The sequence below is a fragment of the Bradyrhizobium sp. JHI2711 genome, from assembly GCF_056156565.1.
Genome location: NZ_JBPZPT010000006.1, coordinates 164,103 through 183,392, shown reverse-complemented (window position 1 = coordinate 183,392; position 19,290 = coordinate 164,103). Strand labels below are relative to the sequence as shown.

General features: G+C 63.7%; 24 protein-coding genes. 16 read left to right on the top strand and 8 right to left on the bottom strand.

The features are described from left to right. Position 1 precedes the first annotated feature (1 nt). The 4 genes from folE (at position 2) to ACTEK7_RS33795 (ending at position 3,881) form a co-directional block, all read left to right on the top strand. The gene (gene folE / locus ACTEK7_RS33810; protein WP_036027718.1) at positions 2-694 is read left to right on the top strand and encodes a GTP cyclohydrolase I FolE; all 693 of its coding nucleotides are present in this window, start codon (positions 2-4) and stop codon (positions 692-694) included. 27 nt (positions 695-721) lie between these two features. Further along, complete coding sequence (gene hisI / locus ACTEK7_RS33805) at positions 722-1,144, top strand: phosphoribosyl-AMP cyclohydrolase (RefSeq protein WP_036010523.1); 423 nt, start codon at positions 722-724, stop codon at positions 1,142-1,144. Between the two features lie 214 nt (positions 1,145-1,358). Further along, positions 1,359-2,378 carry a transglycosylase SLT domain-containing protein gene (locus ACTEK7_RS33800; protein ID WP_225148759.1) on the top strand — a complete coding sequence of 340 codons (1,020 nt, stop codon included), beginning with the start codon at positions 1,359-1,361 and terminating at the stop codon, positions 2,376-2,378. Positions 2,379-2,705: 327 nt separating this feature from the next. After that, the gene (locus tag ACTEK7_RS33795; protein WP_225148758.1) at positions 2,706-3,881 is read left to right on the top strand and encodes a DUF2336 domain-containing protein; all 1,176 of its coding nucleotides are present in this window, start codon (positions 2,706-2,708) and stop codon (positions 3,879-3,881) included. A gap of 135 nt (positions 3,882-4,016) precedes the next feature. On the opposite strand, the gene ACTEK7_RS33790 is transcribed toward ACTEK7_RS33795, so the two are convergent. The 3 genes from ACTEK7_RS33790 to ACTEK7_RS33780 form a co-directional block, all read right to left on the bottom strand. Further along, complete coding sequence (locus tag ACTEK7_RS33790; RefSeq protein ID WP_225148757.1) at positions 4,017-4,595, bottom strand: Hpt domain-containing protein; 579 nt, start codon at positions 4,593-4,595, stop codon at positions 4,017-4,019. Positions 4,596-4,623: 28 nt separating this feature from the next. Beyond that, positions 4,624-5,169, bottom strand: coding sequence for a response regulator (locus tag ACTEK7_RS33785; protein ID WP_011088265.1), 546 nt, complete (start codon positions 5,167-5,169; stop codon positions 4,624-4,626). Positions 5,170-5,261: 92 nt separating this feature from the next. After that, positions 5,262-6,041 carry an NAD kinase gene (locus tag ACTEK7_RS33780; RefSeq protein ID WP_036010536.1) on the bottom strand — a complete coding sequence of 260 codons (780 nt, stop codon included), beginning with the start codon at positions 6,039-6,041 and terminating at the stop codon, positions 5,262-5,264. Between the two features lie 253 nt (positions 6,042-6,294). On the opposite strand from ACTEK7_RS33780, the gene ACTEK7_RS33775 reads away from it, so the two are divergent. Continuing rightward, entirely contained in the window at positions 6,295-7,863 is a 1,569-nt protein-coding gene (locus tag ACTEK7_RS33775) for a S10 family peptidase (RefSeq protein WP_036027728.1), read from the top strand. Here the strand turns inward: ACTEK7_RS33775 and ACTEK7_RS33770 are convergent. Both ACTEK7_RS33770 and ACTEK7_RS33765 read right to left on the bottom strand, forming a co-directional pair. After that, the gene (locus ACTEK7_RS33770; RefSeq protein WP_225148756.1) at positions 7,850-9,238 is read right to left on the bottom strand and encodes a serine hydrolase domain-containing protein; all 1,389 of its coding nucleotides are present in this window, start codon (positions 9,236-9,238) and stop codon (positions 7,850-7,852) included. The genes ACTEK7_RS33775 and ACTEK7_RS33770 overlap by 14 nt on opposite strands. A 109-nt stretch (positions 9,239-9,347) precedes the next feature. Beyond that, the gene (locus tag ACTEK7_RS33765; RefSeq protein WP_225148755.1) at positions 9,348-9,890 is read right to left on the bottom strand and encodes a tetratricopeptide repeat protein; all 543 of its coding nucleotides are present in this window, start codon (positions 9,888-9,890) and stop codon (positions 9,348-9,350) included. A gap of 248 nt (positions 9,891-10,138) precedes the next feature. Here ACTEK7_RS33765 and ACTEK7_RS33760 point away from each other — a divergent pair, with 248 nt between their 5' ends. The 4 genes from ACTEK7_RS33760 (at position 10,139) to ACTEK7_RS33745 (ending at position 12,678) form a co-directional block, all read left to right on the top strand. Further along, on the top strand, positions 10,139-10,546 hold the full coding sequence (locus ACTEK7_RS33760) for a His-rich protein BRANT (RefSeq protein ID WP_225148754.1): 408 nt from the start codon (positions 10,139-10,141) through the stop codon (positions 10,544-10,546). Positions 10,547-10,776: 230 nt separating this feature from the next. Then, positions 10,777-11,172 (top strand): hypothetical protein, encoded by a 396-nt coding sequence (locus ACTEK7_RS33755; protein WP_057029712.1) that lies wholly within the window; start codon positions 10,777-10,779, stop codon positions 11,170-11,172. 261 nt (positions 11,173-11,433) lie between these two features. Continuing rightward, positions 11,434-12,138 (top strand): outer membrane protein, encoded by a 705-nt coding sequence (locus ACTEK7_RS33750; RefSeq protein ID WP_036010580.1) that lies wholly within the window; start codon positions 11,434-11,436, stop codon positions 12,136-12,138. Between the two features lie 384 nt (positions 12,139-12,522). Next, entirely contained in the window at positions 12,523-12,678 is a 156-nt protein-coding gene (locus tag ACTEK7_RS33745; RefSeq protein ID WP_225124862.1) for a hypothetical protein, read from the top strand. 27 nt (positions 12,679-12,705) lie between these two features. Here ACTEK7_RS33745 and ACTEK7_RS33740 read toward each other — a convergent pair whose 3' ends face one another. Together ACTEK7_RS33740 and ACTEK7_RS33735 are read right to left on the bottom strand one after the other, a co-directional pair. Then, positions 12,706-12,960, bottom strand: coding sequence for a hypothetical protein (locus ACTEK7_RS33740; RefSeq protein ID WP_036010552.1), 255 nt, complete (start codon positions 12,958-12,960; stop codon positions 12,706-12,708). 312 nt (positions 12,961-13,272) lie between these two features. Further along, a complete protein-coding gene (locus tag ACTEK7_RS33735) occupies positions 13,273-13,644 on the bottom strand; it encodes a hypothetical protein (RefSeq protein ID WP_128264674.1) in 372 nt (123 codons plus the stop codon). A gap of 99 nt (positions 13,645-13,743) precedes the next feature. Between ACTEK7_RS33735 and ACTEK7_RS33730 the strand changes: the two genes are divergently transcribed. Further along, positions 13,744-13,908, top strand: coding sequence for a hypothetical protein (locus ACTEK7_RS33730; protein ID WP_167361680.1), 165 nt, complete (start codon positions 13,744-13,746; stop codon positions 13,906-13,908). A 43-nt stretch (positions 13,909-13,951) separates the two neighbouring features. On the opposite strand, the gene ACTEK7_RS33725 is transcribed toward ACTEK7_RS33730, so the two are convergent. Beyond that, complete coding sequence (locus tag ACTEK7_RS33725) at positions 13,952-14,155, bottom strand: hypothetical protein (RefSeq protein WP_225132630.1); 204 nt, start codon at positions 14,153-14,155, stop codon at positions 13,952-13,954. Positions 14,156-14,475: 320 nt separating this feature from the next. On the opposite strand from ACTEK7_RS33725, the gene ACTEK7_RS33720 reads away from it, so the two are divergent. The 6 genes from ACTEK7_RS33720 to ACTEK7_RS33695 all read left to right on the top strand — a co-directional run bounded on the left by ACTEK7_RS33720 (position 14,476) and on the right by ACTEK7_RS33695 (position 19,172). Next, a complete protein-coding gene (locus ACTEK7_RS33720) occupies positions 14,476-15,195 on the top strand; it encodes a class I SAM-dependent methyltransferase (RefSeq protein ID WP_225148753.1) in 720 nt (239 codons plus the stop codon). A gap of 206 nt (positions 15,196-15,401) precedes the next feature. Beyond that, positions 15,402-16,793 (top strand): tyrosine-type recombinase/integrase, encoded by a 1,392-nt coding sequence (locus ACTEK7_RS33715; RefSeq protein ID WP_225148752.1) that lies wholly within the window; start codon positions 15,402-15,404, stop codon positions 16,791-16,793. Next, positions 16,790-17,239, top strand: coding sequence for a hypothetical protein (locus ACTEK7_RS33710; protein ID WP_225148751.1), 450 nt, complete (start codon positions 16,790-16,792; stop codon positions 17,237-17,239). The genes ACTEK7_RS33715 and ACTEK7_RS33710 overlap by 4 nt, the downstream gene beginning before the upstream one ends. Before the next feature lie 382 nt (positions 17,240-17,621). Then, positions 17,622-17,921, top strand: coding sequence for a hypothetical protein (locus ACTEK7_RS33705; protein ID WP_225148750.1), 300 nt, complete (start codon positions 17,622-17,624; stop codon positions 17,919-17,921). After that, positions 17,918-18,175, top strand: a complete 258-nt coding sequence (locus tag ACTEK7_RS33700; protein WP_225148749.1) for a hypothetical protein — start codon at positions 17,918-17,920, stop codon at positions 18,173-18,175. The genes ACTEK7_RS33705 and ACTEK7_RS33700 overlap by 4 nt, the downstream gene beginning before the upstream one ends. After that, a complete protein-coding gene (locus ACTEK7_RS33695) occupies positions 18,165-19,172 on the top strand; it encodes a hypothetical protein (RefSeq protein ID WP_225148748.1) in 1,008 nt (335 codons plus the stop codon). The genes ACTEK7_RS33700 and ACTEK7_RS33695 overlap by 11 nt, the downstream gene beginning before the upstream one ends. The last annotated feature ends 118 nt before the right edge of the window (positions 19,173-19,290 follow it).

Here is a 19,290-nt window from a genome sequence, read left to right as displayed (position 1 = left end):
TATGGACGCTGCAATCAAATCCATCCGCCCGGGCAAGCCCTCCGACCGGCAGCCCGAAAACCGCCCGGCCGAGCTTGATCCTGCCGAATTCCTCGCGGCCGCCGTCCGCGCCGACCAGCCGCGTCCCGCGCGCGCCGAGGCGGAAGCGGCGGTGAAGACGCTGCTCGCCTATATCGGCGAGAACACCGAGCGCGAGGGCCTGCTCGACACGCCGCGCCGCGTCGTCGAGGCTTTCGACGAGCTCTATCAGGGCTACCACCAGTGCCCGGCCGAGGTGCTCGACCGCACCTTCGGCGAGACGGCGGGCTATGACGATTTCGTCCTGGTGCGCGACATCGAGTTCACCTCGCAATGCGAGCACCACATGATGCCGTTCTACGGCAAGGCGCACATCGCCTATACGCCGGTGGAGCGCGTCGTCGGCCTGTCCAAGCTGGCCCGCCTGACCGACATTTTCGCCCGCCGGCTCCAGACCCAGGAGCACCTGACCGCGCAGATCGCCGCCGCGATCGACGAGGTCCTCAAGCCTCGCGGCGTTGCCGTGCTGATCGAGGCCGAGCATACCTGCATGTCGGTGCGCGGCGTCGCCAAGCATGGCGCCTCTACTTTCACCAGCCGCTTCACCGGCATGTTCCGCGACAATCCGGCGGAGCAGGCCCGTTTCCTGTCCCTGGTGCGAGGCACGACGCGCTGACCTCGCGACAAACCGGCGAGAGTTGCTGTGTCCGCTCATTCCCATGAGATCGAGGAGGGCCTCGCCTTCCTGCCCAGATTTGATGCCGCTGGCCTCGTGACGGTCGTCGCCACCGACGTCGCCACCGGCGACGTGCTGATGGTCGCGCACATGAACGAGGAGGCGCTGCGCAAGACCATTGCGACCGGCGAAGCCTGGTATTTCAGCCGCTCGCGCAATGCGTTGTGGCGAAAAGGTGAGACGTCGGGTCAGACCCAGCGCGTGGTCGAGATGCGCACCGATTGCGATCAGGATGCGGTCTGGATCCGCATCGAGCAGATCGGCGCGGCCTGCCATACCGGCCGGCGGTCGTGCTTCTACCGCAAGGTCGAGGCCGAGGGCGGGGGAGCGAGATTGGTCTTCACTGAGGCGGACCGGCTGTTCGATCCAGACGCGGTCTACAAGAAATAGCTCGCTGTCATTCCGGGGCGCGCGGAGTGCGAACCCGGAATCCATCGCAAGGCATCACGCGCAGCTCAATGGATCCCGGGCTCATCGCTTCGCGATGCCCCGGAATGACGCGGAGCATCAATTAACCCCGCATTAACCATAGCTGTCCCACGGTGACGCGCAGGGCTCCGAATTGCCGGCGCCGCACAACGCCGCACGGGGCGGGCACTTCATTATGTCGGTCGACAATTTCAGTGCGACGCAGGCGGCCGGTCTCGACCCCTCGCGCGCGCGTGTCGCCGGTGCGATCAAGCAGGCCTCGAACGTCACAGGCGTCAGCTTCCAGTACATGCTGACCACGGCCAAGATGGAATCGGACTTCAATCCGACGGCCGCCGCCACCACCTCGTCCGCGCAGGGGCTCTACCAGTTCATCGACCAGACCTGGCTCGGCACGGTGAAGGAAGCGGGTGCCCAGCTCGGCTATGGCAGCTACGCCGACGCCATCACCAGGACGTCATCGGGGACCTACACCGTCGACGATCCCGTCAAGAAGCGGTCGATCATGAAGCTGCGCGACGATCCCGAAGCCGCTTCCGCCATGGCCGCGGCGCTGACGCAGTCGAACAGCTTCAAGCTAACCGGCCTGCTCGGGCGCAGGCCGAGCGACAGCGAACTCTACATGGCCCATTTCATGGGCGTCCGCGGCGCGGCGAAATTGATCGCCAATGCCGAGGACAATCCGCAAGCCGTCGGCGCGCGGCTGTTTCCCAACGCGGCGGCGGCCAACCGCCCGATCTTCTACGCCAAGGACGGCCGCGCCCGCAGCGTCTCCGAGGTCTATTCGGTGCTGGACGCCCGCTATGCCAGCGCCGCGAATTCGAAGGTGACCCGCAGCGCGATGGCGATGTATGGCGCCACGCCCTCGACCACGCAGGTCGCGAGCGCCAATGCGGTGGTGCCCACAGCGCCTGTCGTGGACAACGCCGCCTATCTCCAGACCTTCCCGAATACCCGCAACGTGACGCCCGTCAGCGCGAGTTCGTCGACACATGTCGCGGACAATGCGACGGGCACGCCGGTGTTTCGTTCGATCTATCAACCCGGCGATGCCACGCAGCCGGTCTCGACCACGGTGCAGAAACTATGGGGCAACAGTGCCTCGCTCACCTCGGTCGCATCGGCAACGCCCGACGTGCGGCCGCCGCAACCGCTCGATCTCTTCAGCGATCGCAGCGGCACGTTCTCGAGCTAGCTTCGCTCTTGCTCCGGACGCCGCGTTACGTCCGTGCACAAGATCGAGACTGTGTGCGCAGCTGCGTCAACACCGTCATTGCGAGCGCAGCGAAGCAATCCAGAATCTCTCCGCGGATACAGTCCTGTATTGCTTCGCTGCGCTCGCAATGACGGAGGATCAGCGAGAGCTCGTCGCGTGTGCCGCGCGTGGCGGCTTTGTTCCCTTAACAAATCATCAACAAAACCAGCCAGTTATGGTGAACGCTTTGTTAAGCGTCGTGGTTTATTTTGTGTTGCAGGTGACGAGCGTCATCGTTTTTCGTTTGTTGTGTAAGCCGGAAGCAGCATGATTGTTCGGCAGTTCATTCATTGGATCAGGACGGCACCCGCAGGCGAGCGGGCCGAGGCAACACGGGCGCTGGCCCGGGCCTGGCTGATCTCGGACCTTTCTGCAGACGATCGCATCGCCGCCGAAGGCGCGCTTCTGATGCTGCTTGACGATGCCTCGCCGCTGGTGCGGCAGGCGATGGCTGAAGCTTTTGCCCGCAGCCTCGATGCGCCGGCCGCAATCGTGCGGGCGCTGTCGGCCGATCAGCCGACGGTCGCGCTGCCGGTGCTCGAACATTCCCCGCTCTTGATCGACGCCGATCTCGTCGACATCGTCGCGACCGGCGGCGAGGAGGTGCAATGCGCAGTCGCGCGCCGCATCGCATTGCCGGTGTCGGTGTGCGCCGCGATCGCCGAAGTCGGCTGCGCGGCTGCCGCGCTGGAGCTGATCGAGAATCCCCATGCCGAGCTCGCCCCGTTCTCCTGGGACCGGATCGTCGAGCGTCATGGCCATCTAGCCGCGATCCGCGAGGCGATGCTGGTGCTGGAGGATCTGCCGGCTGCAACGCGTGCTGCGCTGGTGGCAAAGCTCTCCGAGACGCTGGCGCAATTCGTCGTGGCGCGGAACTGGCTGAGCGCCGACCGCGCCGACCGCATCACCATCGAGGCGCGCGACCGCTCCACCATGAACATCGCGGCGCGCTCGCGCGGCGATGACATGCAGGGCCTGGTCCGGCATTTGCGCATCACCGGCCAGCTGACCGCGGGCTTGATCCTGCGCGCATTGCTGTCGGGCAATCTGGACTTGTTCGACGCGGCACTCGCCGAACTCGCCGATCTGCCGCTGGCGCGCGTCTCGGCGCTGCTGCACGAGCGCGGCGGCAACAGCGTGCACGCGCTGCTCCGTCGCGCCGGGCTTCCGGAGGCGACGTTTGCGGCGTTCCAGGTCGCGCTCGATGCCTGCCACGAGCAGGGCTTCGTCGACAGCGACGACGGCGCGGTGCGGCTGCGCCGGCGCATGGTCGAACGCGTGCTCACCCATTGCGAATCCGATCGCGGCGCCACCGAGCCACTCATGGTCCTGCTGCGACGCTTCGCCACCGAGTCCGCGCGCGAAGAGGCACGGCTGTTCTGCGACGAGATTGTCGCGGATGATGTGGTCGATCCGGTCTATGACGATCTGATTGCGGCGTAGTTCGAAGCTCGCGACAAGGCGGGCCGGAAGAGACAGGCTCCGTCATTGCGAGCGCAGCGAAGCAATCCAGAATCCCTCCACGGGGACAGTCTGGATTGCCTCGCTGCGCTCGCAATGACGAGAGAGAGTGAAGCCTTATTCCGCCGGCGCAATGCTCGGCGCCAGGATCACCTCGAGATGCTCGGGGCGGTCGCGGTTGACGTGGGCAAGATAATCGTCGGCGACCTTGCGCAGGCGGCGGCTGAGCTCGGCCGAGACGCTGATCCTGTCCAGCCTGGTGTTCTCGTGCACTATGGCGAGAATGGCGTTGATGTGGTGCGTGAACAGCTCGGCCGGCACCTTTTCCAGGTCAGGCGCGTGCTCGATGACGCGGCACAGGCTTTCGGCGATGCCTGCGGCTGAAGGAAAGCCGAACGTCGCCGCATCGCCCTTGATGTCATGCGCGGCGTGAAACAGCTCGTCGCGCAGTTTCTTCGTGAAGCCGTCCTTCTGCACGGCGGTCCAGGCGGCGGACAGTCGCTGGACCTCGATCACCATCCAGTCCTTGAACTCGCCGGAGAGGCGCGCGAGCGCCTGCTCGGCGCGGCCGACCGGGTCGTCCAGGTCTTTTTCTTCGACGCGGCGCAGGACCTTGCGCAGCGGATTGGGCTGCGTGATGACTTGGTGCGTGGCGAAGGCCTTGACCTCGATGTCCTTTGCGCTGTTCTTCGCCATGATGCCTGCCTCGTCTGAAGCGGTTGCGCTAGATGGTGGAGCGGGCCTTGTCGAGCAGCGAGGGCTGCTGCAGCACCTCGTGCTTTTCGCCGACGCGGCGCTCCGGGCCCATATAGGCGGAGTTGGTGTTGCGGCGCCGGTCGGGGCCGAAATAGGTCTTGGTCTTGATGAAGGGGCGGGGATTGGCGACGACGTTGAGGATGCGCTGATAGAGCCCCTTGGCCGAGATCGGCTTGGCCAGAAATTCGGTGACGCCGGCATCGCGCGCGACCGTGACGCGACGTTTCTCCGAATGTCCGGTCAGCATGATGATCGGTGCATAGGGATTGCCTTTGGATTCCGGCTGCCGGATCATCTGCGCGAGCTCGAGCCCGTCGAAGATCGGCATGGCCCAGTCGGTGATGACGATGTCGGGCACGTAATGGCTGTACATTTCGAGCGCCGTGGCGCCGTCCTCGGCCTCATAGACCTCGCGCGCGCCGAACGAATGCAGCAGCGTCCGCAGGATGCGGCGCATGTGCGGATTGTCGTCGCAGACGAGGAAGCGCAGCTTGTTGAAGTCGATACGGAACATGACGCCCGGGCCAAAAGCGGGTCAACCTTCGTTAACCATATCGTGCCGGGAGTTAACGAAGGGTTGCGGCCAGGGGTGGGCCGGCAGGACACTCAGTAGCCGAACTGCTCCCGCAGGATACGCTCTTCCAGGCTGTGGCCAGGGTCGAACAGCATCCGCATCGAGATGCTCTTGTCCGAAAGCACTTCGACGCGCCGGACCCTGCGCACCTCCTCGTGGTCGGCGACCGCTGCGACGGGGCGCTTGTCGTCTTCCAGCACCTCGATCACGACATAGGCGGTATTGGGCAGGAGGGCGCCGCGCCAGCGCCGCGGCCGGAAGGCGCTGATTGGCGTCAGCGCCAGCAGGGCGGCGTTGATTGGGAGGATGGGTCCCTGGGCGGAGAGGTTATAGGCCGTCGAGCCTGCCGGCGTCGCGACGATAATGCCATCGGCGATCAGCTCCGGCATGCGTTCGCGCTCGTCGATAAGTATCCGCAAGCGCGCCGCCTGGGAGGTCTGGCGGAATAAGTAGACCTCGTTGATGGCGTGGTGCAGGTGAACGCGGTCGTTGACGTCGGTCGCGCGCATCAAGAGCGGATTGATCTCGGATTCATGCGCCGTCTCGAGCCGTTGGCGCAGATCATGCGTCGAGTACTCGTTCATCAGGAAGCCGACCGTGCCGCGGTGCATGCCGTAGATCGGCTTTCCCGTACGCATATGGTGGTGCAGCGTCTGCAGCATCAGCCCATCGCCGCCGAGTGCGACGACCACGTCGGCCTCATCGGGATCGCAATTGCCATAGTCCCTGGTCAGCTGGCCAAAGGCGGCTTGCGCCTCGTTGCTCGGGCTGGCGACGAAGGCGATCCGGTCGTATCGCGCAGGCTTGGTCATGGCTTCTCGGCAGGGCCGCTGGGTCGAGGAAGGTTCCGCCGGGCTCGTCTATACGAGGTAGGCCCGTATTGTCGAGGATGACCGCCCACCAAAGCTAATGGGGACGGTCCAACCGGACTTAAGCACAGAACCGGGCAATTTGAACCCGGCCGGCCGCTTCAGGGCCCGCACCGCCAATGATTCCCCAAACCGTCGTAATTTGGCGCTACCTTTCTGACTCCCCGGCGGTCACGGCCGGACACGGAGGATGATCATGGTCACGACTTTGCCGGCGCTCCGCCGCGCGGGCCTGGTGTTGGCGGTGTCGGCTTTCGCGTTCGCCGGCCTTGCACACGCAGATGATGCGCCGCAGCCGCGCTCCGAGGCGGCCGCGCCGGCCGGACAGAAGGGTGGGCGCGGCGGTGCCGCGCAAGGCGCGCCGCAGACGTCGTCGTCCGCGGCCGAGCCGCACCGTCTGCCGCCGGATTCGACCACGAAGCAGACGCTCGATCTGCCCGGCCGGACCCTCAACTTCACGGCCACCGCCGGGTCGATCCGCGTGTTCGATGGCAAAGGCGAGCCGTTGGCCGACATCGCCTATACGTCCTACCAGCTCGACGGTGCCGAGCGCGCCACGCGTCCGGTGACGTTCCTGTTCAACGGCGGGCCCGGTGCGTCCTCGGCCTGGCTTCAGTTCGGCGCGGCCGGGCCGTGGCGCTTGCCGCTCGATGGCGAGGCCCTGTCGCCGTCGGCCTCGCCCGAGGTGAAGCCGAACGCGGAGACCTGGCTCGACTTCACCGATCTCGTCTTCATCGACCCCGTCAGCACCGGCTACAGCCGCTTCGTGGCGAGCGGCGAGGATGCCCGCAAATCGTTCTACTCCGTCGACGGCGACGCCAACTCGATCGCGCTCGTGATCCGACGCTGGCTCGAAAAGCACGAGCGGCTGACTTCGCCGAAATACGTCGCCGGCGAAAGCTATGGCGGCATTCGCGGCCCCAAGGTCTTGCGCCAGTTGCAGCTCCAGCACGGCGTCGGCGTCAGGGGCTTGATCCTGGTCTCGCCGCTCTTGGATTTCCGCGAGTTCACCGGCACGAGCCTCCTGCAATATGTCGCGACGCTGCCGAGCTACGTGGCAGTGGCGCGCGAAGCCAAACGTCCGGTCAAGCGCGCCGACCTCGCCGACGTCGAAGCTTACGCGCGCGGCGAATTCCTGACCGACCTCGTCAAAGGCGAGGCGGACAAGGAGGCAACCACGCGTCTGGCCGACAAGGTCGCCGAACTCACCGGCATCGACCAGGCGGTGAGCCGCCGCCTCGCCGGCCGCTTCGACGTCGGTGAATTCCGCCGCGAATTCGACCGCAAGAACGGCAAGGTGACCGGACGCTACGATGCCTCGGTGCGCGGCTTCGATCCCTATCCGGACTCGAGCAGCTCGCGCTTCGGCGATCCCTCCGGCGATGCGCTCCAGGCACCGCTGACGAGCGCCGCGGTCGACGTGCTCTCGCGCAAGCTCAACTGGCGGCCCGGCGGCTCATATGAAGTCCTGAACGGTGCTGTCGAAGGGCAATGGGATTTCGGCCGCGGCATCAACCCGCCGCAATCGGTCTCCGAGCTGCGCCAGATCCTCGCCACCGATGCGAAGCTGAACGTGCTGGTCACGCACGGCCTGTTCGATCTCGCCACGCCCTATTTCGCAACGAGGCGGGTGCTCGACCAGTTGCCGGCCTTCGTGACGCAGCGCGTGAAGTTCGTGGTCTATCCCGGCGGCCACATGTTCTATTCGCGCGACGGATCGCGGCAGGCGTTCCGAAGCGAGGTCGAGGCGCTCATTCGGGAGTAGGCCGGCGCTTGCGCGGCGGATACCGGCGCGCGATCTCGCGTGCGACGACTTTTTTTGGCTTCACGTTCGCGCCGGCAATCCAGATGTCGCTGATCTTGCCGCGCTTGTCACGGACCCGGCGCACCGGCTCGCCGTGGCTGGAATAGCCGGCAGCCCAGGCGAGCTTGCCGGTGTCGCGGCCGGTCACTTCGATTTCGGCGGCATCCATAAACGGGTTGTTGAACTGCGGGTTGGCGACGAGCACGCGGTTGCCGGCGGGGACGAGATCGGTCGCGCCCCAGATCGTCCACCAGCGCCCGGTCCAGTCGCGCACGCGCCGGTCGGGGGCGCCGCGGGTCTGGAAGACGCGCAGGATCTGCATCGCGCCGTCCATCCAGAACGGCGCCGCGCCGTCGATCGAGTTGCTGAGGATGCTGATTGCAAGCTCGCAAGCGGGAATGGAGCAGGTCCGCGAGATATAGCCCTGGAAGCCGCCGCCATGGCCGAACCAGTCCCAGCCATCGGTCTTGCCGGCATTGACGCCCAAGCCGTAATAGGCCTCGAAGCTCTGCGGGATGCGCCAATGGTTTCGCGTCATCTCGCGGCGGCTGGCGACCGACAGCACGCTCTTCTTCGCGTTGGGCGCCAGCTGCGCGAAGAAGCGGGCGGTGTCGGCGGCGGTGGCGACGAAGCCTGCGGCAGATGCCATTGCATGGGCGGGATTGTCGCCCGGGATCACGCAACGCTCGCCAAAGGGCACCCTGCGCGTGTGGCCGCGCGCGAACGCTGCGCCCTTGGGAAACGGTGCGTCAGGCTCCGTCTCGCGCAGGCCGGCGGGCGCAATGATCTCGCGCTTGATCCAGACGGAGTAGGGCTCCTTCGCAACAGCTTCGATCACGAGGCCGAGCAGGCCAAAGCCGTGATTGGAATATTTGAAGCGTGTGCCGGGGTCGATCGCGGTCGGCAGCTTCAATTCTGCAAGCAGCTCCTTGGCATCGAGATAGGGGCGGCTGTCGATGAACTGGCCGGAATCGGCGCCGTCGCGCGTCAGCCCCGCGCTGTGCGATAGCACTTGCGCGATCGTGGTCTCGGCGACGCGCGGATCGAGGCCGCCGACATATCGGCCGACATGGTCGTCGAGCCGGAGCTTGCCCCGCTCGCGCAGCTTCATGATGCCGGCCGAGGTGAAGCTCTTGGAGTGCGAGGCGATGCGGAAGCGATGGCGCGGGGTGAGCTTCTCGCCGGTGTCGAGATTGGCGAGGCCGAACGCATGCTCGGCGACGACCTCGCCGCGATGGGCGAAAGCCACGATGACGCCCGGCTGCTGGATCGTCGTCAGCTGGTATTCGATCCAGGAGCCGATGTAGTCGATCGCGGATCGCAGCCACGTGTCCATTGCGCTACCGGTTTGCGAGGGAGGTCGGTGCGAAAGGCTAGCCGAGAAAGCAGAACGGGCACAACCTGAAAGGTTGTGCCCGTTTGCGTCGTTCGGAGATGCGATGCCTTCAGTAGACGAGCGTCGCGCCGGTCGGCTTGTCGAGCGCTTCGGCCAGCGAGCGATATTCCGAGCTGCCGGTGCCGGCGAGCGAGGCGATCTTGTCGAGGTGATATTGCGCCTGCTCGCGGTTGCCCTGCTCGAGCTGCCAGAGGCCGTAATATTGCCAGGTGCGGACGTGATTCGGATCGTCCTTCAGCGCCAGCTCATAATAGACCTTCGACGACTGGTAGTCGCCGAGCTTGCGATAGGAGTAGCCGATCAGGTTGGCGACGTCGGCGACGTCGTTGCGCTTGAGCGACTTCAGCTGGTCGATCGCGCCCCTGTAATCGTGCTTGTCGTAGATCGCGGCGTAGGCGGTGCGGTAGGCCGCGAGGAATTTGGGGTCGCTGACGGAAGAGCTCTTCTTCTTGCCCTTCTTGGTCGAGGTGTCCGATTTCGGCGGCGACGAAGGGTCGTCGCCGGCGGCGGCATACGCGCTGGACAGCACCGGTGCGGCCGCCAGTGTCACGGCGACGAGTCCCGGCACAACGAGCATTGAGAGTTTGCGCATCTAAGTTCTCCGGTATGGAACGTGGCGATCCTACACGATTGCCCGAAGACCGGAACACCTCTCGGGCAAAAACATTCCCGCGTCGCACGATCTATTCGCCCGGCCGTGGATGACAAACGTGTCATCGAGATGAACGGAAGCCTGCAAGGGGCTTCAGATTGGGTTCAGTGCACCCCGCTTATGTTCCTTCCCACGATCGATGGGGGCGAGAGGGCGCCGCCTGATGATCCTTCCAAGAGGAGACCACCATGTTGAAGACCATTTCTGCAGCCTTGCTCGCAACCTCCGTGATCGCAGCCCCGGCGTTCGCCGCCGAGGCCGGCAAGACCACCACAGCCGCGCCGGTGATCAAGGCCGACCAGAGCCAGACCAAGGCGGCGACCACTGCCGCAAAACCGGAAGCCGGCGTCAAGGCCGACGCCAAGACCGACGCCAAGACGGACGTGAAGACGACGGACGCGAAGGCTTCCGGTGTCAAGACGGACGCCAAGGTGGATGGCAAGTCGAAGGCAATGGACGCCAATGCCGCGGTCACCACCGACCAGCACAAGAGCGTGAGCAAGCATCGCCATCACGACAAGCAGGTCACGGCCAAGGAGGCGCAGAAGGCGCAGCCGGATGTGACCAAGCCCGCGACGTCTGACAAGCGCAACTGACGACTGATCCCGCGCGGCGGCATCCCTGGCATTGCCCGCCGCCGCGCGCGGACGTCAGGCCTGGCCCGTTGCCACGCCTCGGGCGGAAGCCCGAGATGTCGGCGGCTGGCCGGTGCGCTGTTTGCGCCGCTGCAAGCGAATTCCCTTCATCCCGGCTTGGGGCTAGAACGTCTCCTGATCTGTTCGAGCGGAGAGCGGGGCCTGTGGGGCGATTGGCGAGATGTGCGGTGATCCTGGCGTTGCCGCTGGCGCTTGCGGCATGTTTCGGCAGCGACAGTGACCGTCCGACTTTCATGGGCGGGATCCAGGCCGGCGGGCCGCAGCCGTTTCCCGACAATTTCCGGAACGACACGGTGGCGTTGATGCGGGCCTATCTCAACAATCCGGTCGGCGTGCGCAATGCCGCCATGGCCGAGCCGGTGCAGCGCGAGGTCGGCGGCCGGCAGTTCTATGTGAGCTGCCTGCACTTCACCCCGCGCGAGACGGATGGGAGCTACAAGGGCATGCGCGAGCGGGCCGTGATCTTCGTCAACGGCCGGGCGGACCGCGTGGTCGACCAGACCAGCGATCTCTGCGCCGGTGCGGTTTACGCACCGTTTCCGGAACTGGAAAAGATGACGCGGTAGCGCAAAGGCAGCCTTTATCGCCCGGTGTTAGACAGAAGGAGCCGGAGCCGCTGGATCACATTTCGGCGAGCTTTGAACGGGGTGGTTTCGTGTTGCGACAAATCGTGGCGGCGGCCTTGCGCAGCCGAATTGACAGAACAAATTCGTGTTGTTGCCACGCCGTCACAGTCACGAACGATCAACGTTCCGGCATTGCCGCGAAGCAACCCAATTCACGCCACGTTGTTTCCCGAGTGTCGTAATGAAAGAACGGGGATGATCATGAAGTCGATCTTGCTGGGTGCAGCAGCTCTGCTGGCGCTGGTTGCGCCGGCCGCAGCGGCCGACATGCAGCCGCGCGCCTATACCAAGGCTCCGGTCACGCCGCCGCAGGTGATCTATAACTGGACCGGTTTCTATATCGGTGGCCATCTCGGCGGCGCGTTTGCCGGCGACAACAGCTTCCAGTCGAGCGACGCGCGTTTCCTGGGCGGCGTGCAGGGCGGCTTCGACTACCAGTTCGCGCCCAACTGGGTGGTGGGTATCGAGGCCCAGTATTCCTGGCTGCCGACCAACAACAATGGCGCCATCTTCCCGCTGGGCACGCAGGTGACATCCAACACCGACCAGATCGGGTCGGTGACCGGTCGCATCGGTTACACCTGGGGACCGACGCTGCTTTACGCCAAGGGCGGTTATGCCTGGCGGAATAACGGCCTTGGCGTGAACATCGCCGGGGTGCCGCAGGCCTTCACCACCACCGGCAACAACAAGGACGGCTATACGGTCGGCGCCGGCCTCGAATACATGTTCGCGCCGAACTGGTCGGCCAAGGCCGAGTATCAATATTACAATTTCGGCAGCACCACCTTCACCTCCGGCCCGGCTGACATCGTTGGCGTTCGTGGCCGGGAGGACGAGCATACCGTCAAGGCCGGGGTGAACTATCGCTTCGGCTGGGGCGGCCCGGCCGCCTCGCGATACTGACGGTCAGCGCCGATCCAAGATCTGAAGATCCAAGACCTGAAGATCCAACACCTGAACATCCAAGTCCTGACAAAGGCCGGCTCCGCCGGCCTTTCGTCTGCCGGCCTCCCGCCTCCGGCGCCTGTTTCTTTGCATTCCGTGAACCATTTGGCGCGTCATTTGCTTGCAAACGATGCTGGCGCGCCTTCTCACGCGCGTCATGAGGCTGGCGTAAAGCAAAAATAATTTTTGCGGTTTACGGAACTCGCGCTCCGGGGCGCGTTATATGACAATTACCGGGCAGGTGGGACGACGGACATGCGTATCTTGGTGTCGGCAGTGGTGCTCTCGTTCTTCGGCTGCCTGCCGTGCTCTGCACAGACAATCCTCAGATCCGAGCCTCTGATGTTGGCACCTTACGAGGTCGCCTTCGTGAAGGACGCTTCATGTCCGTCGGGCAAGGTCATGAAGGTCACCGGCGCCATCCGCGGGCTGCACCGCCGCAAGGCCTGCGTAACGATGCCGGGCGAGCAGGCCTCGCTTGTGGCGGCCACCCCCTGAGCTTTCGCTCCGGCTCCGTGCCGGAGCTCAGGAATTCAGCTCAAGCTCCATTCTGGACTGCCGATCGGCCTCCGCCTTGTTCTTGGCGGGGTCCTCGCCTTGAGCCGCCTGGCACGGCTCGATCTTGTAATCATTGTCGAGCACCCGGCGCGGTCCCGGCCGCTCGTCGTCCGCCGTCACGTCCACGACGAGACCACTCCGCTCGGCGAGCTTCCAGACGTCGGCCTCGCTCGGATAGGACTTGCTGATTTGGGCGTCATTGCAGAAGAGGGCGTAGGGCATGCATCCCGACTCCAGGAATGCCCGTTAACGAGCTTACGGGGGGAGGGTTCCGGCCACCCGCCCGATCACGCGCCCGTGATCGTTGTGGACGGCCCTTGAGTCCTTAACGAGTCCTGAATCCCGGAAAAAAGAATCCCTGGGACTCTTCGGCCGGAATCAGCGGATGTTTTCGGCCATGACGAGCGACCTGAACACATCCTGCGGGCACATGCTCCTGCCGCTCACGCTGGCGCTGTTCGGCGCCTGCGCGGCCAATCTCTGGCTGGTCTGGTCGTGGTTGTAGGGTCCTGGCTGTAGGTCCCTGGCCGGGCCTTATTTTTCGGCCGGCGGACCTGAGGCGTCGCGGATGGCTGCACGCAATTTGGTCAGGGTCGCCGCACAATATTCCTCACGTTCGCGCTCGAAGCGCTCCTGGTGCTTGCGGAAATTGGCGATGCGGGCCTGCATCTCGGCACGGAATTCGCCGCTCGTCCGCGTCGGCAGAGGCGCGGGCCGCGGCGGAAGGGGGGCTTGCGGCGGTTCGATCTCGACGGTGACCGCCTCCACGGTGACGATCTCCATCGCGACGGCCGGGCCAGATGCGGGCGCCTCCGGCTGAAGGACATCATCCTTCCTGCCGGTCACCGATTGGACGAAAGCCAGCGTCTGCGCGATCAGTGCGTCGCGCTCCCTGATCCATTTCATGATCCACCTCAGCCGCGCGTATTCCAGCAAAGCGGCTGCTTCGAATCAAGGCTGTTTGCAAGGGTTGCATATTTTTCCCGGTAGCCCGACACTGGGCAGATGGATGCATCGAAAGAAAGACCGAACGAGGCGGAGGGCCTGAGGCTCATCCGCGCGTTCCTGACGCTGCCGCCCGACAAGCGGGCGGAGGTGATCGCGTTTGTCGAGGAATTGGCGCGTGTCCACGGCCGGCCCGAGGAGGGCGCCAAGGCCTCGCCGAGGTGAGCAAGGCCTCGCCGGGGTAAGCAAGGCCTGGCCGAGGTGAGCGCTACCGCTCGCGCGGATTGACGTTGGGCTCGAACGGCGCGCCGACCACCCGAACCGGGATCTGAGCTGGCGTGCGCGGAGTGGGGTCGATCACGGCTCTATCGGCGACCAGCTTATCGGGCGTCCGTACAGGCGCCGGCTCGAACAGCGCCAACGTCCCGGCCACGGCGCTACAGCACAGCGTCACCGTCGCCAGCAGAATCATGTTTCGGTTTTCTTCCCGGATCCGCATGCGCTGACAACGGCTGGCGCCGGAGCCGGTTCCGGGCCGGCGATTTTCGATGCGAAAACGGGGGGCTTTAGATCGCGCCTAGTGCGACAGCACCAAGCCGAGCGCGAGCACGAACAGCATGGCCGTCGCGACGACGGCCGTAAGCGCGCCGGCGACGATCTTGGCCTTCTCTTTGGGAGTGGTGGAGCGCATGGTCTCGACGAGACGAATGACGTGCGTAGGTTCGCTGCCAGGGAATTTCGAACAGTTCGGCCGGATTGTATAGTGTACCCGCGCCGCAAAAGGCTCGCCCAATGACCGCCGATCGTCCCCCCGTGCTTGCGCACGAACGCTTCGTTGCCGACCGTGACAATTTCTCAGGGCTGGATCTCGCCGCGCGGTTCGCGCGGATCGAGCGGACCAACCTCTGGGGCGCGGCCACTTCGGTGTCCGGCCTCGGCTCGGAGGATGTTGCCACAGCCGCGATCCAGGAGGCGCTGCCTGCATTGCTGCAACGGCTCGGCGCGCGCTCGCTGCTCGATGCGCCCTGCGGCGATGCAGGTTGGATCGGCCGGCTCGCGCTCGATATCGATTACACCGGCATCGACATCGTACCGTCGCTGATCGATGCAAACCGCCGGCGTGTCGCAGCTGACGGTTCGTCCGGTCGGTTTCTCGTTGCTGACATCACGCGCGATGCGCTGCCGCACGCCGACGTCATTCTCTGCCGGGATTGCCTGGTGCATCTGAGCTTTGCGAACATCTATCGCGCCCTCGTGCAATTTCGGATGAGCGGCGCGCGCTTCCTGCTCGTCACGACCTTTCCGGAGTGGGACGACAATCACGATTGCGAGGATGGCGACTGGCGCGCGCTCAACATGGAGAAAGCGCCGTTTGGCTGGCCGGCACCGCAGGCACTGATCGACGAGCGTTGCGAGGAGGGCGGTGGCGGCTGGCGCGACAAGAGCCTCGGGCTCTGGCGGCTGGATGAGCTGCCGGAGAATAGCTTCGCGTCAGAAGCTGGTGCCGGCTGAGGGGATTGAACCCCCGACCTTCGGTTTACAAACCCGTGATAGGCACCCTAAGAAGGGAAAGCGAGGGTAAACATTAGACGACTGGAAGGCCAAATAAGTTCTTGGTTATGTAGGAAAAATCGGCCTAGGCTACGCCTCTAAGGGAAAGCATCTTTAACCCCTACGGCGGTTTACCCGGCCGTTTACCCTGGGAGGCGTGGCCCCTAATGGCTGCCCGTACTCTGACCCCCGCTGGCATTAAGAACCTGAAGCCGACAGACGTCCGACGCGAAATTCCCGATGCGAAGTCGCCGGGTTTGCGCGTCGTCATACAGCCCAGCGGTGCCAAGTCATGGGCGATGAGATTTCGTCGTCCTGTGACTGGCAAGCATTGCAAGCTGACACTCGGCTCTGTCGATCTCACAGAGGACAAGGACATCACGAGCGAGCCGGTGTTTGGAAGCGCCTTGACGCTGGCGGCGGCGCGAGAACTTGCCAGCAGGATCGAACGTGAACGCGCTCGCGGCGAGGATGTTTATACGAAATACACAAATGCCCGGGCTCGTGAGCTTGAGGAAGCTAGGAATGCTGCCGCCAACACTTTCGGCGGAGCAGTTGTTGAGTTCGTCCGTGAGCACAGGGTGCGTCGGTGGGGAACGCTGCCGCGCAGGTGGAAAGAGGATGCTGTCGTTCTCGGTCTCCGATGGCCCCGCGATTGCGTTGATCCGAACAAGGCAGAACCGGAAACGGCAAGAAGGGGGTTGGCTGCTCGGTGGCGTGAGAAGCCTCTCGACCAGATCAGCAGTAAAGACATTCGATCCATCGTTGATGAGGCGCGTAGGTCGGGTATCCCCGGGATTGCACGGCGCAACACCGATCGCTCCGAGAATCGGGCCAGGAGGCTGCGTGCTGCGTTGTCGAATTTCTTCAGGTGGTGTGTGGATCAGGAGAAGATCGAGGTCAGCCCTGTGCGCGGCAAGGCCCCGAAAGCTCCGTTATCACGTGAGCGGAACCTGACCGACGCAGAGATTCGGAGCTTCTGGGATGCGACCGAGAAGCAGCCGCAACCTGTGAGGGCGTTGCTCCGGGTGCTGTTATTGACAGGGCAGCGATTGAACGAGGTCCGCGGTATGCGTCGCGAGGAGTTGATGGCGATTGCTGGCGCCGAGGGCATTTGGGCAATTCCCGCTGCCAGGACGAAAAACCACAGGGCGCATTTGTTAGTCCTGCCGCCATTGGTCCGGGAGATCATCGCGGGGGTGCCGGTCGTCGAAGGCTCAGCTTTTGCATTTACGGGAGCCACCGGCAAGACGCCGGTCACGATTGGGTACAAGGTCAAGCAGGCAATTGATGAGGCGATGGGGAAGGATACTCCGCCTTGGCGAATTCACGACTTGCGCCGTACCTGTGCCAGCGGAATGTTGCGCTTGGGCATCAGGTCCGAAGCGGTCGAACGCCTTCTGAACCATGTGAGCGGTACGTTTGCAGGTGTGGCCGGTATCTACCAGCGTGACCCCCTGACGGATGAAGTCGCTGGGGCATTGCTGCGCTGGAGCCAGCACGTAGCCGGGTTGATCGAAGGCGGCGACAATGTCGTGCCGATGAGGGTCAAGCAATGACCGGAGAAGTGAAGCCGCGAGTCCCACGGTATCGGTACGGCCAACACGGCTTTCTTGCCTCGGTCAGGCAGAATGTCCTAGAGCGAGCCAAACAGTCTGGCGAGGAAGTCGTGTCTGTTCGGATTGAGGACCTTGAGCGGTTGCTGGACATTGCCGACCGCGCGGACGCACCAGGTACCAAAGGCCGTCCACCCAAGCATTCCGTGCGGTTTCGGAGGATGGTCATCGAAGAAACGCGGCAACGGCTCAATGAGCTAACGGCCGCGTATCGGCGTGCGCCGAAACCAACAAGCGATCACGACAAGGATATTGCTGAAATTATAAAAGATGCCGCCAACGAACTCGGATGCACCGAAAAGCAAGTTTGGGAAATGCATGACCACCCCGGCCGAATTGGGAAAACTCGACCGAGGAAGTCGCCAAAGAAAGCCGCGAGCGCTGAATAATTCGAAAGGCGGCCTTCTCGTACCTAATCGAATAGCGAACTGCCAGCCGACTCCAACGTAGGTCGGTTTCGCCGCTTTCGCCGCGCGCTGTCCCGTTCTTCCAGTTGCTTTAGTCGTCCTTCAATTGCGGCCACCCGCGCACTGATTCCCCCGATATCAATGTCTGCATCCTGATTTCTGATCTTTTTCCGCATTGAACTTCTCCGGTGGTTCTGAGGCACACCGCATGTGTGCGCTTGTGATCACCACAACAACCGCACGCTCTTCGCAACAGAAGAGTGCCGGGTACAACCCAAGCCTTATACCCGGTAGACAGTCCTTTGCTCCTGCCAGCATCGCGCTAAGCTTTCCCTCGCAACTCAGCGAAGGGAGAACTCTAGCCGTGTCCGACACCGAAGTTCAGATAACCGGTGATGCGCCGGATTCGTTCGTGCCCGACAAGCAAGTACGCAACGAACTCGGTGGCATCACAGCAACCACGCTACGAAAATGGGAGCGAGACCCGCGCCTCAACTTTCCGCCGCGCATCAGCATTCTTGAACGCACTTATAGATCGCGCAAGGCGCTCGATGAGTTCAAGCAACAAGCCATCAAGCGCGGGTTGGAAGTCACTCGCATCAAGGCGCGCGGGGCGGGCGCTGACCCAGAGCTACGCAAGCGCAAAACGGTGCGCGGCAAATGACGCCGCGCTACCGCAAGACGTCTACCCCTCGATACAAGCCAAAGCAGAAACTGCCGCGTCGCGCCAAGATCAGACCAGCAGAACCCGCCGTGCTCGATGCGTTCTATGAACTGCAAGCGAACTGGTCTTGGCAGGAAAAACCTCACATCTTGGCTCCGGGTGCTTCGCCCCTGACACTTCACCGCAAGGAGCGTGAGGCATGGCGAGACTTGATGCGCGCGTTGATGGTTTCGCAGGTGCCTCGTGGTAGCTAAATCCCCAGGGGGCGACACACCGCTGCATCAGTTCGTATGTTTGCCAAATAAATTCCTGCACTATCCGCCGATTAGGTCTCGTGGTGAGGACGCGGACGTTGGCGTTGGTGTGTTCGAATGCGCGGTGCTCGGAGCTATCCTGTTGATGGCAAGGTCTCGGGCGTACGGCAAAGGTGCGTATGGGGAGACCCGCCACACGTCTGCCTTCAAGAAAGGAAAGGAAGCGATACAGCGCTACAAGCCCAAGTTCAAACGGGGCAAGAAGCAGACCCAGCGCGACTTTGATGCCTTCCTTAACAGCGAATATCGCAACGTCGGCGGGGACGCCTACTGGGGAGGCCAGAAGCAGTTCGAGCTCACGGGTCCGCTGGACATTACCGTCACAAAGGTCGAACTATTGTTGGCGACCGGGCAGACCGCCGTACAGGCTGATAAGGGTGAGAATCTGCGCGAATTAGGTGCGGCCTTGGCACGGCTGACAAAGCCGATCGTGAAGAGCCTGCCGCCGCTACTCCAAAGCATTAAGGCCGTGCCGAACGGTAAGCTGTGTATCACAGTTGATCCGAAATGGCTGCCGAACAAGAACTACGGTCGCGTTTTGTGGCCGCCACCCAAGAACGGTTCAGTCGTGCTGGCCCTTTACCTCTTCTTGGCTGGCTGTCGGCTTCGGGCAAAGACCAGCATCTCTCTGGAAGGTCTTTACCAACGGATCGGCATTCGTGACAGCAGACCCAGTCACGCGCGGCGCGCTCTGGAACGTGCCATGCGGGGTGCAAATGCACATCTCTCGCTGGCTCACGACGCTATGGAGTCAGTCTTTCCGAGAAAGGTAGAGCGGACTGTGTTCGAGAGGAGGCAGCGCATTCGGTTCTCTGCCGTGTACAGCGCCTCGGCAAGAGAACGTGTCGAGGCAGAAGCCGAACTCCAAGCCCAGGGGTTCACAGCAGTGGATCGCGTTCGGGGCGAGAAGCAGGCAGGAAGAGAGGTTGGATGGTGACCACGAAAACTCCTACAGCAAAAGGGCAAATAGTGGGGACCCGGCCCCCCACGACCCGCTCTATCGGTCACGCCCGGCCCCCCACGACCCCCTTTACTGCCACACCCCGGCCCCCCAC